Raw genomic sequence first — 15,717 nt, forward strand, 5'->3', positions numbered from 1 at the left:
TGATCGGGATTTATTTAACTTGTTAAATTAATCGCCGCCGATTGTGCCGCCGAAAGGCGTTCCAGCATAGCCCCCGGTCTTTTCCGGGGCGGTGCCGCCCGCGACGCGGCGGGCCGATCCACCCGATTTCGCCGCCCGCGCGCCGGGGTCGGCCCGCATGTTGGAAAATAGCGGGTTCCGCGCGCGCGAGCGCTGCCCCGCATTCAACGACGACCACCCACAAGGCCAACATGACCCGCCCCGCCTCCGTTGCCGACATCCGCAAGAGCTTCCTGGACTTTTTCGCTTCCAAGGGCCACACCGTGGTCGCGTCCAGCCCCCTGGTGCCCGGCAACGACCCGACGCTCATGTTCACCAACTCCGGCATGGTGCAGTTCAAGGACGTGTTCCTCGGCACCGACAAGCGCCCCTATGTGCGCGCGGCCTCGGTGCAGGCCTGCCTGCGCGCCGGCGGCAAGCACAACGACCTGGAGAACGTGGGCTACACCGCGCGCCACCACACCTTCTTCGAGATGCTGGGCAACTGGTCGTTCGGCGACTACTTCAAGCGCGAGAGCCTGAAATGGGCCTGGGAGCTGCTGACCGAGGTCTACCAGTTGCCCAAGGAGCGCCTGCTGGCGCACGGTGTACGAAGAGGACGACGAGGCCTACGACATCTGGACGAAAGAGATCGGCCTGCCGCCCGAGCGCGTGATCCGCATCGGCGACAACAAGGGCGGCCGCTACAAGTCCGACAACTTCTGGATGATGGCCGACACCGGCCCTTGCGGTCCGTGCAGCGAGATCTTCTACGACCACGGCCCCGAGATCCCCGGCGGCCCTCCGGGCAGTCCCGATGAAGACGGCGACCGCTTCATCGAGATCTGGAACAACGTGTTCATGCAGTTCAACATGGACGAGACTGGCGCCGTCACGCCGCTGCCCGCCCCCTGCGTGGACACCGGCATGGGCCTGGAACGCCTGGCCGCGATCCTGCAGCACGTGCACAGCAACTACGAGATCGACATCTTCGACGCGCTCATCAAGGCCGCCGCGCGCGAGACGCACATCAGCGACCTGGACAACCCCTCGCTCAAGGTGATCGCCGACCACATCCGCGCCACCGCCTTCCTGGTGAGCGACGGCGTGATCCCCAGCAACGAAGGCCGGGGCTATGTGCAGCGCCGCATCGTGCGCCGCGCCATCCGCCACGGCTACAAGCTGGGCCAGAAGACGCCGTTCTTCCACAAGCTGGTGCCCGACCTGGTGAAGCTGATGGGCGCGGCCTACCCGAACCTGGCGCGCCAGGAGCAGCGCATCACCGAGGTGCTCAAGGCCGAGGAAGAGCGCTTCTACGAAACGCTGGCCAACGGCATGGAAATCCTCGACGCGGCGCTGGCCGGCGGCGAGAAGGTGCTGCCGGGCGACGTGGCCTTCAAGCTGCACGACACCTACGGCTTCCCGCTCGACCTGTCGGCCGACGTCTGCCGCGAGCGCGGCCTGTCGGTGGACGAGGCGGGTTTCCACGCCGCGATGGAAAAGCAGAAGGCCGCAGGTCGCGCGGCCGGCAAGTTCAAGATGGACAAGGCGCTGGACTACACCGGCGCGGGCAACCAGTTCGTGGGCTACGAACAGCTGGAAGCGCCCGGCAAGATCGTCGCGCTCTACTTCGAAGGCACGCCGGTCGCCGCGCTGAACGCCGGCCAGACCGGTGTGGTGGTGCTGGACAACACGCCGTTCTACGCCGAGAGCGGTGGCCAGGTCGGCGACGAGGGCGTCATCACCAGTGGCTCGGCGCGTTTCGCCGTGGGCGATACGCAGAAGATCAAGGCCGACGTGTTCGGCCACCACGGCAGCGTGGAGCAGGGCACGCTCAACGTGGGCGACCACGTGAACGCCCAGGTGAACACCGCGCTGCGCGCCGCCACCGTGCGCAACCACAGCGCCACCCACCTGATGCACAAGGCCTTGCGCGAGGTGCTGGGTGAGCACGTGCAGCAGAAGGGCTCGCTGGTGAACGCCGAGCGCACGCGCTTCGACTTCGCGCACAACGCGCCCGTCACGGACGCGCAGATCCGCCAGATCGAGGCCAAGGTGAACGCCGAGATCCTCGACAACCACGCCACGCAGGCGCGCCTGATGGACATCGAGTCGGCGCAGAAGACCGGCGCGATGATGCTGTTCGGCGAGAAGTACGGCGAGACCGTGCGCGTGCTCGACATCGGCAGCAGCCGCGAGCTCTGCGGCGGCACGCACGTGCAGCGCACGGGCGACATTGGCCTCTTCAAGGTGGTGGGCGAAAGCGGCGTGGCCGCGGGCGTGCGCCGCATCGAAGCCATCACCGGCACGAACGCGCTGGCCTACCTGCAGTCGCTGGAAGACACGGTGGCGCAGGCGGCGGGCGTGCTCAAGGCGCCCACGGTCGAGCTGAACGCGCGCATCGGCCAGACGCTGGAGCAGGTCAAGGCGCTGGAGAAGGAAGTGGCCGCGCTCAAGGGCAAGCTGGCTTCGAGCCAGGGCGACGAGCTGGTGGCGCAGGCGGTGGACGTCAAGGGCATCAAGGTGCTGGCCGCCGTGCTCAACGGCGCCGACGCCAAGACCCTGCGCGACACGCTGGACAAGCTCAAGGACAAGCTCAAGACCGCCGCCATCGTGCTGGCCGCCGTGGACGGCGCCAAGGTGCAACTGGCCGCCGGTGTCACCGCCGACAGCATGGGCAAGGTCAAGGCCGGCGAGCTGGTGAACTTCGTGGCCCAGCAGGTGGGCGGCAAAGGCGGCGGCAAGCCCGACATCGCCATGGCCGGCGGCACCGACGCGAGCGGTCTGCGCAAGGCGCTGCAGTCGGTGCAGGGCTGGGTGGCCGAGCGCGTGTGAGCACGCTGAGCCGCCGGCAGGTCCTGGCCAGCGGGCTGGCCGTGGCCCTGGGGCCGGTGGCGGTCGGCGCACAGCCGGCTTTCGAACTGAGCGACTGGCCGCGCGGCATGCCCACGCCGGCGCTGACGACCCTGGACCTGCAAGGCCGGGCCGTGAAGCTCGCCGATTTCAAAGGCCGCGCCGTGCTGCTCAACTTCTGGGCCAGCTGGTGCGAGCCCTGCCGCACCGAAATGCCCATGCTGCAGGACCTGCCCCCGCTGATTGGCGAGGACCGCCTGGCGGTGATCGCGCTCAACTTCAAGGAGCCGCCGCAACGCGCCCTGCGTTTCGTGGAGCAGACCCAGCTGAGCCTGCCGGTGTGGCTGGACCCGCTGGGTGAACACGCGCGCGCCTGGGGCGTGCGGGTGTTTCCGACCACGGTGCTGATCGATCGCCAGGGCCGCGCGCGCCAGCGCGTGCGGGGCGAGGTCGACTGGAGCGGCCGCGAGGCGCTGGGCTGGGTGGATCGTTTGCTCATGCTCTGACCCCGTCCCATAATTCCTGTCCCCCCTTCCGGAGTGCCCTTCATGACCCCCGATCGCCGCCGCTTCCTGCAGCGCGCCGCCACCTCCGTGGCCGCCGCATCACCGCTGTTCCATGCCACAGGGGCCCTGGCCCAGGCCAACCCGGCACCACCGCGCGAGTTCAACCCCCAGCCCGGCGCCTGGCGCACCTTCGATGTGACCACCCGGGTGGACATCGAGTTGCCCCGGGGCGCTTCCCAGGTCTGGTTGCCGCTGCCCTCGGTCGAGAGCGACTGGCAGAAGTCCTTCACCAGCGACTTCCGCACCAACGGCACCGCGCAGCTGACCGAAGAGCGGCACTACGGTGCCCGCATGCTGCACGTGACGTTCGCCGAAGGTGGTGGCACGCCTTACGTGGAACTCACCAGCCGCGTGCAGACGCGCAACCGCGCGGCGGATCTTTCGCAGAAAACGGCCAGCACCGAAGACGCCGCCAGCCTGCGCTTCTGGACCCAGCCCACGGCCCTGCTGCCCACCGACGGCATCGTGCGCGAGACCGCGCTCAAGGCCACGCGCGGTGCGCGCACCGACGCGCAGAAGGCGCGCCAGATCTACGACTGGGTGGTGGCGAACACCTACCGCGAGCCCAAGGTGCGCGGCTGCGGCGAAGGCGACATCAAGACCATGCTGGAGACCGGCAACCTGGGCGGCAAGTGCGCCGACCTCAACGCCATCTTCGTCGGCCTGTGCCGCTCGGCCGGCCTGCCGGCGCGCGACGTGTACGGCATCCGCCTGGCGCCCTCGGCCTTCGGCTACAAGGAGCTCAGCGGCAATTCCGCCAGCCTCAAGGGCGCGCAGCACTGCCGCGCCGAGGTGCACCTGGCCGGCCACGGCTGGGTGGCGATGGACCCGGCCGATGTCGGCCAAGGTCATGCGCCTGGAGACGCCCGAGTGGATCAAGACCACGCAGCACCCGGTGGTCACGCCGGTGAACCGCGCGCTGTTCGGCGGCTGGGAGGGCAACTGGATGGCCTGGAACATGGCGCACGACGTGAAGCTGCCGCAGGCACAGGGCCCGCAGCTGGGCTTCTTCATGTACCCCGTGGGCGAGACCGGCGGCCAGCGTCTGGATTCCTACGCGCCGGACGACTTCAAGTACCAGATCACGGCGCGCGAGATCAAGGCCTGACCGTTTCCTGCGGCTCGGGCCAGCTCAGCGATTGCTGGCTGGAAAAGGCCCGTGCTTCGCCTGTCACGGGGTCGGTGAAGGCGATGGCTCGGGCCAGCAGGCGCAGCGGGTTCGAGAAATCCTCGGCTTCGTGTGGCCCGCGCTGCACACTCGGGTAGAACTGATCGCCCACGATGGGTCGGCCCAGCGCGTTCATGTGCACGCGCAGCTGGTGCCGCTTGCCGGTGACGGGCTCCAGGCGGTAGCGCGCCCACGGGCCGTGCATCTCCAGCCGCTCGATGCGCGTCTCGCTGTTGGGCTCGCCTTCGGCCTCGTTCATGCGGAAGAAGGCGTCGTGCGCTTCCTCGATGCGGCTGCGCCGCACCACGGGCCAGGCCTGGGACGCATCGCCGGAGGGGGCGAGCGCTTCGTACACCTTGTGCACCGCGCGGTCGCGGAACAGCGACTGGTAGGCGTCGCGGTCCTGCGGGCGCAGGCTGAACACCACCAGGCCCGCTGTCTCGCGGTCGATGCGGTGGATGGGGCTCAGCGTGTCGATGCCCAGCCGGTTCTTCAGCCGCACCAGCAGGCTTTGCTGCACGTAGCGCCCACCGGGTGTCACCGGCAGGAAATGCGGTTTGTCCGCCACCAGCAGGTGCTCGTCCAGGTGCAGCACGGTTTCCTCGAACGGCACCACGGGTTCGTGGTCGAGTTCGCGGTAGTAGTAGACCCGCACCCCCGGCGTGAAAGCCGCATCGGGTGGCAGGGCCTGGCCCGCGTCGTCAAGCACCTCGCCGCGCGCGAGCCGCTGGCCCCAGGCCTCGCGGCTCACGGCGCTCAGGCGCTCGGCCAGGAAGTCGATCAGTTTCGGCCAGGGCGCGGCCTTGTCGTAGGGCAGGGCGATGCAACTGGCCGACACGCCGTGGCGCGAGGGAATCGCGGGGTTCTTCGGCGGGCGGCCCATGGTGGCCGCGCGTCAGACCCGGCGGAACACCAGGTCCCAGACGCCGTGGCCGAGCTTGAGCCCGCGGTTCTCGAACTTGGTGAGCGGCCGGTAGTCGGGCTTGGGCACGAAGCCGTCGCCACCCGCTTCGGCGGTGTTGCTCAGCAGGGGCTCGGCCTGGAGCACCTCCAGCATCTGCTGGGCGTAGGGTTCCCAGTCGGTGGCGAGGTGCAGGTAGCCGCCTGGCTTGAGGTGGCGCGCGAGGCGGTTCACGAACGGGCCCTGGATCAGGCGGCGCTTGTGGTGGCGGCTCTTGTGCCAGGGATCGGGGAAGAAAATGTGCACGCCATCGAGGCTGGCTTCGCCCAGCATGTGGTCCAGCACCTCCACCGCGTCGTGGCGGAAGATGCGGATGTTCTCCAGGCCTTGCTCACCCACGAGCTTGAGCAGGGCGCCCACGCCGGGCTCGTGCACTTCGCAGCAGAGGAAGTTGTCCTGCGGGCGCACGGCGGCGATGTGGGCGGTGGCGCCGCCCATGCCGAAGCCGATCTCCATGATGAGCGGCGCGGCGCGCCCGAAAGCCGCAGCCGCGTCGAACGCGCCGGGGGCGTAGTTCAGCAGGAAGCGGGGACCATGCTGTTCGAAGGCTCGAGCCTGGCCCGGGCCCATGCGGCCCGCGCGCAGCACATAACTCTTCACCTCCCGCATGAAGGTGGTGTCGGCGGGGGCTGGGCGCGGTTGGGCGTGGCGGGGATCGGTCATCGGGAGCGGTCGGTCGGGGAAGGGGTGGATTTTAGGCGGGCCAGGCCTTCGTCCACGCCGCCAGCAGGTTGGTCACCGTGTCGCGCGCTGGCGTGGGCAGGCCGAGCACTTGGGCGGCCTGCATCAGCGCGGCGGGGGGATCGCTCAGGTCCAGGGCCTGTGCGCCGTTCTGTTTGCTGAGCTTTTCACCGTGGTCACCGAGCACCAGCGGGGTGTGTCGGTAGGCCGGCGTGGGCAGGTCCAGTGCCTGTTGCAGCAGGATCTGGCGCGCCGTATTGTCGACCAGATCTTCGCCACGCACCACGTGGGTGATGCCTTGCGCTGCGTCGTCCACCACCACGGCGAGCTGGTAGGCCCAGAGGCCGTCGGCGCGCTTGAGCACGAAGTCGCCCACCTCGGGGCGCACGTCCTGCGCCTGCGGGCCGAGCTGGCGATCGGTCCAGCGCACTTCGCTGCGCAGGGGCTGCACGGCGAATCGCCAGGCTCTGGCGGGCTTGCCGCGCAGGCCGCCACGCTCGGGCCGGCAGGTGCCGGGGTAGACGGCGCTGTGGTGGCGCTCGCGCACCACACCCTGGGCCTGCAGCGCGGCCTCGATGTCCTTGCGCGAGCAGGCGCACGGGTAGGCGCGGCCCGCGGCCACCAGCCGGTCCAGCGCCTGCTGGTAATGGGCGCCGCGCTGCGATTGCCAGAGCACGGGCTCGTCGCTGACCAGGCCGCAGGTTTCAAGCTGCCTCAGGATGGTGCCGTCGGCACCGGGCACGCAGCGTGGCGTGTCCACGTCTTCCATGCGCACCAGCCAGACGCCGCCGTGGGCGCGCGCATCCAACCAGCTGGCGAGTGCGGCGACCAGCGAGCCCGCATGCAGCGGGCCGGTGGGCGAAGGGGCGAAACGTCCTCTGTACATGGCCGCCATGGCCCGCAGACGCGGAAGACTCAGGCGATGGCGAGCGCCATTTCCAGGCCGGAGACGAAGGCGTCTTCGACGCGGTGGCCCAGGCACCAGTCGCCGCAGGCGCCGATGCCCAGTGCCTTGTCGAGCAGGTGGCTCTGGCCCAGCGGCGTCTGCGTCTGGGCAAAGCGCCAGCGGTGCGCCACGGCATGGGTGGGCGTGGCGCGGATGCCGGTGATTTCGGCAAAGCCCTTGAGCAGCTTGGCCTTGGCGCGCTCGGCGTCGTCTTCCAGGTGCTTGGTGGACCAGGCGGGGCTGGCCTGCACGGTCCAGCGCTCGATGGGGTCGCGCCCGGGCTTGCTGGATTCGCGCGCCAGCCAGCTGATGCGGTGGTGCGTGCTGCGCGCGGCGTTCCACTGCGGGCCGAGGTGCGGCAGGCCGGGCTGCATGGCCTGGGGGTAGGCGACCATCAGCGTCCAGCAGGGCGCCACGTGCACGGGGGTGAGTGCCTTGCGCAACTCGGGCGCGAGGCCGGAGGCCAGCAGCAGGTCGTGGATCTGCGGGTGCGGCATGGCGAGGACCACGCGGTCGAAGCCGCCCAGCACCTGCTGGCCGCCCTGGGCGTCTTCGGCGCGCAGCTGCCATTGTTCGGGATGCAGCGCATCGCGCTCGATGCGGGTCACGCAGGTGTCCAGCAGCGTGCGGGCCAGCAGGCCGCCGTGCAGCTCGGGATGCGCCAGGGGCTGCGCCCAGAGGTTGACCAGGGCGCTCATGCCGGGCGAGGCCACGAAATGCGGTTCGGTGGGGGGCGGCGCGCTGGCCAGCACGCGGCCGAGTTCGTCGAGCACGCGCACGGTGCTGGCGCTCCAGGGGCGCACGACGGCGGTGGCGTTGCTGCGCAGCGCGGTCTCGAAACGCGCGTCGCGCACGGTGAAGTACTGGGCACCGTGGTCGAAACCGCCGAACTCGGTGCGCCGCGTTGGCGATGCGGCCACCGAACTCACGGCTTCTCTCGAGCAGGGTGACGCGGTGACCCGCCTGCACCAGCGTGCGCGCGCACACCACGCCCGCCATGCCACCGCCGACCACGGCGAAGTGCAGAGGCGTGGCCGCCGCGCCGCGGGCCTTGGAGCGGGTGTTCTTCGTGGCTGGGGCTGCGCGTGGGCTTCTGGTGTTCGTCATGTCTCTTGGCGCGTTGGGTGATGGGTGTGTGGCTGACTGTATCAGTTGCTTCATCGTTCGCGCCGCTTTCCCATGGATCAGATCTGATGGTGGTTGTTCAGCAGCGCGCCGCGCGTCTTGGGATGCTGCAGGCGGTCCAGCCACCACCGCAGCGCGCGGCCGGTGTCGCCCGAGCTGCGGGGCTGGCGCCAGGCATACGAGACGCGCAGCGTGCGGTTGGGCCGCTGCACGGTTTTCACCACCAGCCGCCCGGCGTTGATGAAAGGCTGTGCGAGGGACAGCGGCAGGAAACCCCCACCGAGGCCGCGCAACTGCGCTTCGAGCTTGTGCTGCATGGTCGGCACGGTGAGCACATCTTGCCCCGGCAGCAGGTTGTGCGTGACACCGCGCCCGCGCTGCGTGCTGTCGGCCACGGCCACGGCGCGGTGTTCGCGCAGTTCCTCGTCGCACAGGCTGTGGGTGGCGGCGGCCAGGGCGTGGTGCGGTGCGACCGCGTAGACGAAGCTCAGCGTGCCCATGGGCGCGGACTGGAACTCGGTGAGCGCCATCTCGCTGGGCACGCCCAGGGCGAGGTCGGCCTGGCCGCTCTGCAAGGCTTCCACCGTGCCCGAGAGCGTTTCGGCCCGCAGCTTGAGCCGGGTGGGCGCGCCTTCGGCATAGAAGGCCTCGCAGAGCTCGAACAGGGTGGCGCGCGCGATGATGGCGTCGGCGGCGATGGTGAGTTGCGGTTCCCAACCCGTGCGCAGCGCGCTTGACGCGCTGGGCCACGGCGTCGAGTTCGCTCAGCAGGTATTGCCCGGAACGCAGCAGCTCGGCCCCGGCGGGGGTGAGCACGGCGCGGCGCGCGCTGCGGTCGAACAGCAGCACGTCCAGCGCGTCCTCGATCTGGCGGATGCGGTAGGTCAGGGCGCTGGGCACCATGCCGAGTTCGCGCGCGGCGGCCGCCATGCTACCCAGGCGGGCGACGGCATCGAGCAGGCCGAGGTTTTCAGGAGAGAGGGCGGCCCGGGGGCTGGAAGTGCGATGGCGGTGACTCTGATCGTTCAAATGATTTGAATGATGCCATCAAAACCGTGCAGTCACAAAGGGGGCTGGTCCGCTCAGAATTCACCCCATGCCAGCCATTCGGGCCGGCCCCACGGAAGATGGAAAGGAATACACCATGCTTCAGATTCGACGCTCCGATGCCCGCGGCTATGCCGACCACGGCTGGCTCAAGAGCCACCACTCGTTCTCCTTCGCCGAGTACTTCGACCCTGCCTGGATGGGCTGGGGCAACCTGCGCGTGATCAACGAAGACCGCATTGCCCCGGGCACCGGTTTCGGCACGCACGGCCACCGCGACATGGAAATCATCAGCTACGTGCTGCAGGGCAACCTGGCACACAAGGACAGCATGGGCAACGTCAAGGGCATTCCGCCCGGCGACGTGCAGCGCATGAGCGCGGGCAGCGGCGTGCGCCACAGCGAGTTCAACCACGCACCCGACGCCACCACGCATTTCCTGCAGATCTGGATCGAGCCCAATGTGACGGGCATCGAGCCGGGCTATGAGCAGAAGGGGTTTGCCGAGGCCGAGAAGCGTGGTCAACTTCGTCTGGTGGCATCCCCCGACGGGGCCGAGGGCTCGGTGACCATTCATGCCGACGCGGCCATGTACGCCGGCCTGCTCGATGGCCAGGAAGCCGCCGAGCTGGCGCTCGACCCGGCCCGCAAGGCCTATGTGCACCTGGTGCGTGGCGCGCTCGACGTGAACGGCCAACACCTCAAGGCGGGGGACGCTGCCGTGCTGGCCGGCGAAAGCCGCCTGCAGCTCTCGAACGGCGATGATGCCGAGGTGCTTGTGTTCGATCTTGCTCCCTGAACGTTTTTTCCATCCTTTCAACTTCCATTTTTTCAAGGACTCACCATGAACGCTCTGCAAAACCCCCTGGCCCTGATCGGCCGCATCCTGCTGGCGATCCTTTTCGTGCCGGCAGGCTTTGGCAAGATCGCCGGCTTTGCCGGCACGGTCGGCTACGCCACGGCCATGGGCCTGCCTGCGCCGCAAGTGGGCGTGGCGATCGCCCTGGTGATCGAGCTGTTCGGTGGCCTGGCGCTGCTGATCGGCTACCGCACCCGCGTTGCCGCCATTGCCCTGGCCGTGTTCACGCTGGTGGCCAGCTTCTTCTTCCACGCCTACTGGGCCGTGCCGGCCGAGCAGCAGATGATGCAGCAGCTGTTGTTCTTCAAGAACATCGCCATCACCGGTGGCCTGCTCGCCTTCGCCGCCTTCGGCGCCGGTGCCTTCAGCCTCGACGCGCGCCGCCCGGCCGCCTGAGCTTCATTGGGTTTCTCCTTCGCGGCGCCTGGGCGCCGCTTTTTTTTCAGGAACACAAGATGTCCAAAGTTGTCGTGGTCTACCACTCCGGTTACGGTCACACCCAGCGCATGGCGCAAGCGGTCGCCCAGGGCGCCGACGCCGAACTGCTCGCCATCGACGCCGACGGCAACCTGCCCGACGGCGGCTGGGACACCCTCGATGCGGCCGATGCCATCATCATGGGCTCGCCCACCTACATGGGCAGCGTGAGCTGGCAGTTCAAGAAGTTCGCGGACGCCTCCAGCAAGCCCTGGTTCGCCCAGAAATGGAAGGACAAGATCGCCGCCGGCTTCACCAACAGCGCCGGCATGAACGGCGACAAGCTCGCCACGCTGAACACGATGTTCACCCTGGCCATGCAGCACGGCATGATCTGGGTCAGCCAGGGCCTGATGCCCAGCAACACCAAGGGCGCCCAGCGCAACGACGTGAACTACCTCGTGAGCTACAGCGGCGCGATCGCCCAGTCGCCGTCCGATGCCGGTGCGCAGGACATGCTGCCGGGCGACCTGGAGACCGCGCGCCTTTTCGGCGAGCGCGTGGCGCAGCGTGGCGGCGCGATTCACGGGCTGAGCGATCCGGCGAGCGTGCCGCGGTCCAGAGGCATCCAGGGCCCGGCTCCGCCGGCCCGAGATGCCGTTCCCCCTCCCAGCGCCGACGGCACGCCGAGGGGGGACGGCGCGTCAGCGGCGCAGTGGGGGCGTACCATCCAGCTCCATGAAGTTCCTCAGCATCATCCCCTGGGCCGACTGGCTGGCCCTGGTCTGCTTTCTGGCCCTGTGGGTCGGCTACGCCTGGTTCGCCCGCGAATGGGGCCGCAAGATGGGTTCGCTGCTCCACACCACCAACCGCTACCGCGGCTACTGGATGACGCAGACCACGGCGCGCGACCCGCGCATGCTCGACGGCCTCATCACCCAGGCCTTGTCGGCCACGCCGACGTTTTTCTCATCCACCTCCATCCTGGTCATCGGTGGTCTGTTCGCCTTGCTCGGCACGACCGACAAGGCGACGGAGTTGATGAGCGAGATCCCGTTCGCCCAGACCACCTCGCTGATCGTCTTCGAGTTCAAGATCCTGGTGATGGTGGCGATCTTCGTCTACGCGTTTTTCCGCTTTTCCTGGTGCATGCGGCAGTACACCTTCGTGGCGCTGGTGATCGGCGCCATGCCGCCGGCCGAGGACTTCGAGGCCGGCAAGCACGACCGCCGGGCCTTCGCGGACCGCGCCGCAGCCATGGTGGGCGCCGCGGCCGACACCTTCAACGACGGCCTGCGCGCTTATTACTTTTCGTTCGCTGCGCTGGCCTGGTTCATCTCTCCGGTGGCGATGGTGGTCGCCACGCTGGCCGTGGTGGCGGATTCTTTACAGCCGGGAGTTCCGCTCCGAGGTGCTGAGCATCCTCAAGGACGAAATGCCACCGCCCGCTTGAGAGGAAGAAGGCCCCGCGCCTTCTAAAATGGCCCGATGTTCACTCATCTGCGCCTGCACACCGAATTCTCCGTCGTCGACGGCACCAACCGCATCGATGACGTGGTGGCCGCGGCCGCCGCCGACGGCCAGCCCGCGCTGGCCATCACCGATCTCAGCAACCTGTTCGGCGCCGTCAAGTTCTACAAGGAAGCCCGTGGCGCGGGCGTCAAGCCCATCATCGGCGCCGAGGTGCTGCTGCAGGGCTTCACCGAAGAAACGCCCGGTGCCATGCCGGGCAGCCAGCAGGCGCCGGTACCGCGTGCGCTGCTGCTGGTGCAGGACAAACAGGGCTACCTGAACCTGAGCGAGCTGCTCGCCCGCGCCTGGACGCGCAACGACGGCCGGGGCCAGGCGCTGGTGCAGCGCGACTGGCTGCAGGAATGCAATGCGGGCCTGATCCTGATCTCGGGCGCGCAGGCCGGCCCGGTGGGCCAGGCGCTGATGCAGGGCGATGCGCAGCGCGCGGCCGACGTGGCGCTGCAGCTCTCCAGCATCTTCACGCACCGTTTCTACATCGAGCTGCAGCGCGCCGGGCGCGTGGACGATGAACGCCACGTGGCGCAGGCCGTGCAACTGGCCGCGCGCCTGCACCTGCCGGTGGTGCGCAACGCACCCGGTGCAGTTTCTCGAGCCCGACGACTACGAGGCGCACGAGGCCCGCGTCTGCATCGCCGAGGGCGAGATCCTGGGCAACAACCGGCGCGTGCGCCGCTTCACGCGCGAGCAGTATTTCAAGAGCACGGCGCAGATGCAGGCGCTGTTCGCCGACATCCCGTCCGCGCTGGCGAACTCGGTGGAGATCGCCAAACGCTGCAACCTCACGCTCGTGCTGGGCAAGCCGCAGCTGCCCAACTTCCCCACACCGCTGATCGATGGCGTGCCGATGCCGATGGCCGATTTCTTCCGGCAGTCGTCGTTCGAAGGCCTGGAAGAGCGCCTGGCGCACCTGTACCCCGAAACTGCCAAGCGCGACGCCGAGCGCCCGCGCTACGTGGAGCGCCTCGAGTTCGAGATCAACACCATCCTGAACATGGGGTTCCCGGGCTACTTCCTGATCGTGGGCGACTTCATCAACTGGGCCAAGAACAACGGCTGCCCGGTGGGACCGGGCCGGGGCTCGGGCGCCGGCTCGCTGGTGGCCTACGCGCTGAAGATCACCGACCTCGACCCGCTGCAATACAACCTGCTGTTCGAGCGCTTCCTGAACCCGGAGCGGGTGTCCATGCCCGACTTCGACATCGACTTCTGCCAGACCAACCGCGATCGCGTGATCGACTACGTGAAGGACAAGTACGGCAAGGAAGCGGTGAGCCAGATCGCCACCTTCGGCACGCTGGCCGCGCGCGCGGCCATCCGCGACGTGGGCCGCGTGCTCGACTTCTCCTACGGCTTCTGCGACGGCATCTCCAAGCTGATCCCGAACAAGCCGGGCATGTCGGTCACGCTGCAGTACCCGCCGGCGCAGAAGAAGGAAGGCGACAAGAACAACTACGCGATCGAGATGGAGCCGGTGCTGGCCGATCGCATCCAGAAGGAAGACGACGTCAAGACCCTGATCGAGCTGGCGCAGAAGCTCGAAGGCATGACGCGCAACATCGGCATGCACGCCGGGGGCGTGCTCATCGCACCGGGCAAGCTCACCGACTTCTGCCCGCTGTACGCGCAGCCCGGCAGCGAATCGGCGGTGAGCCAGTACGACAAGGACGACGTGGAGGCCATCGGCCTGGTGAAGTTCGACTTCTTGGGACTGCGCGACGCTGACCATCCTGGAGATCGCGCGCGAGCTCATCATGAAGCGCCACCCGGGGCAGGAGAACTTCCGTTTCGAGGACGTGCCGCTGAACGACGCGCGCGTGTACGCGCTGTTCTCGCGCGGTCAGACCGAAGCCGTGTTCCAGTTTGAAAGCCGCGGCATGCAGGGCATGCTGAAGGACGCCAAGCCCTCGCGCCTGGAAGACCTGATCGCGCTCAACGCGCTGTACCGCCCGGGCCCGATGGACCTGATTCCCAGCTTCGTGAACCGCAAGCATGGGCGCGAGGAGGTGGAGTACCCGCACCCGGCGGTGGCGGAGATGCTGTCCGAGACCTACGGGATCATGGTCTACCAGGAACAGGTGATGCAGACCGCGCAGATCCTGGGCGGCTACTCACTCGGCGGTGCCGACCTGTTGCGCCGCGCCATGGGCAAGAAGAAGGCCGAGGAGATGGCCGAGCACCGCGAGAAGTTCCGCGCCGGTGCGCTTGCCACGCACAACATCCCCCAGGACAAGGCCGACGAGGTCTTCGACCTGATGGAGAAGTTCGCGGGCTACGGCTTCAACAAGTCGCACGCCGCCGCCTACTCGCTGCTCGCATACCACACTGGTTGGCTCAAGGTGCACTACACCGCCGAGTTCTTCTGCGCCAACATGACGGTGGAAATGGACGACACCGACAAGCTCAAGGTGCTGTTCGAAGACGCGCAGAAGATGGGCATCGCTTTCGAAGCGCCGGACGTGAACCGGGGCTTCCACCGCTTCGAGCCGATCACCAACAAGTCCATCCGCTACGGCCTGGGCGCCATCAAGGGCACGGGCCAACAGGCGATCGAGGCCATCGTGGCGGCCCGTGAAGGCCGGGGCGAAGGCCCACGCGGCGACGAGAAGGGTCCGTTCAAGAGCCTCTTCGACTTCTGCGTGCGCGTGGACCGCACGCGCCTGAACAAACGCACGGTGGAAGCGCTGATCAAGGCCGGTGCCTTCGATTCGCTGAACCTCAACCGCGCCGAGATGCTGGCCTCGGTGGACCGCGCCTTCGAGTTCGCCGCCGCCACCCTGGCCAACGCCAACCAGGGCGGGCTGTTCGACATGATGGGCGACGACGACCACGGTTCGAGCAAGCAGGAGCCCGACCTCGTGGCCACCATGCCCTGGGGCGTGAAGGAGCGGCTCACGCTGGAGAAGACCGCGATGGGCTTCTACTTCTCGGGCCACCTGTTCGACGAGGTGCAGCGCGAGGTGCGCCGCTTCGCGCGCACGCCGCTGGGGGATGTGGTGGAGAGCCGCGACCCGGTGATCCTCGCCGGCATCGTGACCGACTTCCGCGTGATCAACGGCCAGCGAGGCAAGCTCGCGCTGTTCAAGCTGGACGACAAGACCGGGGTGTTCGAGACCAGCGCGGACGAGAACCTCATCAACCAACATCGCAACCTGCTCAAGGACGACGAGCTCATCATCGTGCAGGCGGTGGCGCAGCCCGACCGTTTCTCAGGCGGTGTGCGGCTGAAGATCCAGCAGATCTGGGACCTGGCGGCGGCGCGCTGCCGTTTCGGCAAGTATTTGCGCGTGGCGGTGAACGGCACGGCGCCATCGATCGCCGAGCTGGTGCGCGAGTTCCCACCCAAGCGTGAGATCACCGAGCAGGGCGAGCTGGTGCGCGGCCTGCCGGTGCGGCTGGCCTTGCTGCGCGAGGGCGCGCAGTGCGAGCTGCAGCTGGACGACCGGGCGCTGTTCTTCCCCACGGACGCCGCGCTGGCGAGCTGGATGGCGCAGGCCCACGAGCAGCGGGCCGAGATAGTCTTCGATTGACCCCCTGCGCCGCTGT

9 protein-coding genes and 6 pseudogenes are annotated in these 15,717 nt (G+C 68.3%); 8 read left to right on the forward strand and 7 right to left on the reverse strand.

Going from position 1 to position 15,717, the window contains the following annotated elements; genetic code table 11:
- The first annotated feature begins 230 nt into the window (after positions 1 to 230).
- From alaS to ACFJI0_RS07640, 3 genes and pseudogenes are all read left to right on the forward strand, one after another.
- Positions 231 to 2,853 (forward strand): annotated as a pseudogene (gene alaS / locus ACFJI0_RS07630) (alanine--tRNA ligase).
- A complete protein-coding gene (locus ACFJI0_RS07635) occupies positions 2,850 to 3,377 on the forward strand; it encodes a TlpA disulfide reductase family protein (RefSeq protein WP_382324063.1) in 528 nt (175 codons plus the stop codon). Before alaS ends, ACFJI0_RS07635 begins: the two are co-directional and overlap by 4 nt.
- Positions 3,378 to 3,728: 351 nt before the next feature.
- Positions 3,729 to 4,208: pseudogene (locus ACFJI0_RS07640) on the forward strand (transglutaminase family protein); the annotation flags it as partial.
- A 326-nt stretch (positions 4,209 to 4,534) separates the two neighbouring features.
- Here the strand turns inward: ACFJI0_RS07640 and ACFJI0_RS07645 are convergent.
- The 7 genes and pseudogenes from ACFJI0_RS07645 to ACFJI0_RS07675 form a co-directional block, all read right to left on the reverse strand.
- Positions 4,535 to 5,488 (reverse strand): pseudouridine synthase, encoded by a 954-nt coding sequence (locus tag ACFJI0_RS07645; protein ID WP_382324065.1) that lies wholly within the window; start codon positions 5,486 to 5,488, stop codon positions 4,535 to 4,537.
- A gap of 12 nt (positions 5,489 to 5,500) precedes the next feature.
- The gene (gene trmB / locus ACFJI0_RS07650; protein ID WP_382324067.1) at positions 5,501 to 6,229 is read right to left on the reverse strand and encodes a tRNA (guanosine(46)-N7)-methyltransferase TrmB; all 729 of its coding nucleotides are present in this window, start codon (positions 6,227 to 6,229) and stop codon (positions 5,501 to 5,503) included.
- Between the two features lie 31 nt (positions 6,230 to 6,260).
- Positions 6,261 to 7,142 carry a tRNA glutamyl-Q(34) synthetase GluQRS gene (gene gluQRS / locus ACFJI0_RS07655; RefSeq protein WP_382325561.1) on the reverse strand — a complete coding sequence of 294 codons (882 nt, stop codon included), beginning with the start codon at positions 7,140 to 7,142 and terminating at the stop codon, positions 6,261 to 6,263.
- A 20-nt stretch (positions 7,143 to 7,162) separates the two neighbouring features.
- On the reverse strand, positions 7,163 to 7,891 hold the full coding sequence (locus tag ACFJI0_RS07660; protein ID WP_382325562.1) for an NAD(P)/FAD-dependent oxidoreductase: 729 nt from the start codon (positions 7,889 to 7,891) through the stop codon (positions 7,163 to 7,165).
- Between the two features lie 157 nt (positions 7,892 to 8,048).
- A pseudogene (locus ACFJI0_RS07665) lies at positions 8,049 to 8,354 on the reverse strand (FAD-dependent oxidoreductase); the annotation flags it as partial.
- 23 nt (positions 8,355 to 8,377) lie between these two features.
- A complete protein-coding gene (locus tag ACFJI0_RS07670) occupies positions 8,378 to 9,046 on the reverse strand; it encodes a LysR substrate-binding domain-containing protein (protein ID WP_382325564.1) in 669 nt (222 codons plus the stop codon).
- A 130-nt stretch (positions 9,047 to 9,176) separates the two neighbouring features.
- A pseudogene (locus tag ACFJI0_RS07675) lies at positions 9,177 to 9,248 on the reverse strand (hypothetical protein); the annotation flags it as partial.
- A gap of 214 nt (positions 9,249 to 9,462) precedes the next feature.
- Between ACFJI0_RS07675 and ACFJI0_RS07680 the strand changes: the two are divergent.
- The 5 genes and pseudogenes from ACFJI0_RS07680 (at position 9,463) to dnaE (ending at position 15,701) form a co-directional block, all read left to right on the forward strand.
- On the forward strand, positions 9,463 to 10,164 hold the full coding sequence (locus tag ACFJI0_RS07680) for a pirin family protein (RefSeq protein ID WP_382158905.1): 702 nt from the start codon (positions 9,463 to 9,465) through the stop codon (positions 10,162 to 10,164).
- A gap of 45 nt (positions 10,165 to 10,209) precedes the next feature.
- The gene (locus ACFJI0_RS07685) at positions 10,210 to 10,620 is read left to right on the forward strand and encodes a DoxX family protein (protein WP_382324069.1); all 411 of its coding nucleotides are present in this window, start codon (positions 10,210 to 10,212) and stop codon (positions 10,618 to 10,620) included.
- Between the two features lie 59 nt (positions 10,621 to 10,679).
- Positions 10,680 to 11,207, forward strand: a pseudogene (locus ACFJI0_RS07690) (flavodoxin family protein); the annotation flags it as partial.
- Positions 11,208 to 11,379: 172 nt separating this feature from the next.
- The gene (locus ACFJI0_RS07695; protein ID WP_382324071.1) at positions 11,380 to 12,120 is read left to right on the forward strand and encodes a DUF599 domain-containing protein; all 741 of its coding nucleotides are present in this window, start codon (positions 11,380 to 11,382) and stop codon (positions 12,118 to 12,120) included.
- A 9-nt stretch (positions 12,121 to 12,129) separates the two neighbouring features.
- Positions 12,130 to 15,701: pseudogene (dnaE, locus tag ACFJI0_RS07700) on the forward strand (DNA polymerase III subunit alpha).
- Positions 15,702 to 15,717: the final 16 nt, after the last annotated feature.

This window comes from Hydrogenophaga sp. UC242_53 (genome assembly GCF_042696965.1).
In the GTDB taxonomy this organism is placed as follows: domain Bacteria; phylum Pseudomonadota; class Gammaproteobacteria; order Burkholderiales; family Burkholderiaceae_C; genus Hydrogenophaga.

Excerpts from the sequence above, each read along its gene's own strand:
- ACFJI0_RS07660 (WP_382325562.1), bottom strand. The coding sequence starts at position 7,891 with ATGAGCGCCCTGGTCAACCTCTGGGCGCAGCCCCTGGCGCATCCCGAG.
- ACFJI0_RS07685 (WP_382324069.1), top strand. The coding sequence starts at position 10,210 with ATGAACGCTCTGCAAAACCCCCTGGCCCTGATCGGCCGCATCCTGCTG.
- ACFJI0_RS07695 (WP_382324071.1), top strand. The coding sequence starts at position 11,380 with ATGAAGTTCCTCAGCATCATCCCCTGGGCCGACTGGCTGGCCCTGGTC.
- gluQRS (WP_382325561.1), bottom strand. The coding sequence starts at position 7,142 with ATGGCGGCCATGTACAGAGGACGTTTCGCCCCTTCGCCCACCGGCCCG.
- trmB (WP_382324067.1), bottom strand. The coding sequence starts at position 6,229 with ATGACCGATCCCCGCCACGCCCAACCGCGCCCAGCCCCCGCCGACACC.
- ACFJI0_RS07645 (WP_382324065.1), bottom strand. The coding sequence starts at position 5,488 with ATGGGCCGCCCGCCGAAGAACCCCGCGATTCCCTCGCGCCACGGCGTG.
- ACFJI0_RS07680 (WP_382158905.1), top strand. The coding sequence starts at position 9,463 with ATGCTTCAGATTCGACGCTCCGATGCCCGCGGCTATGCCGACCACGGC.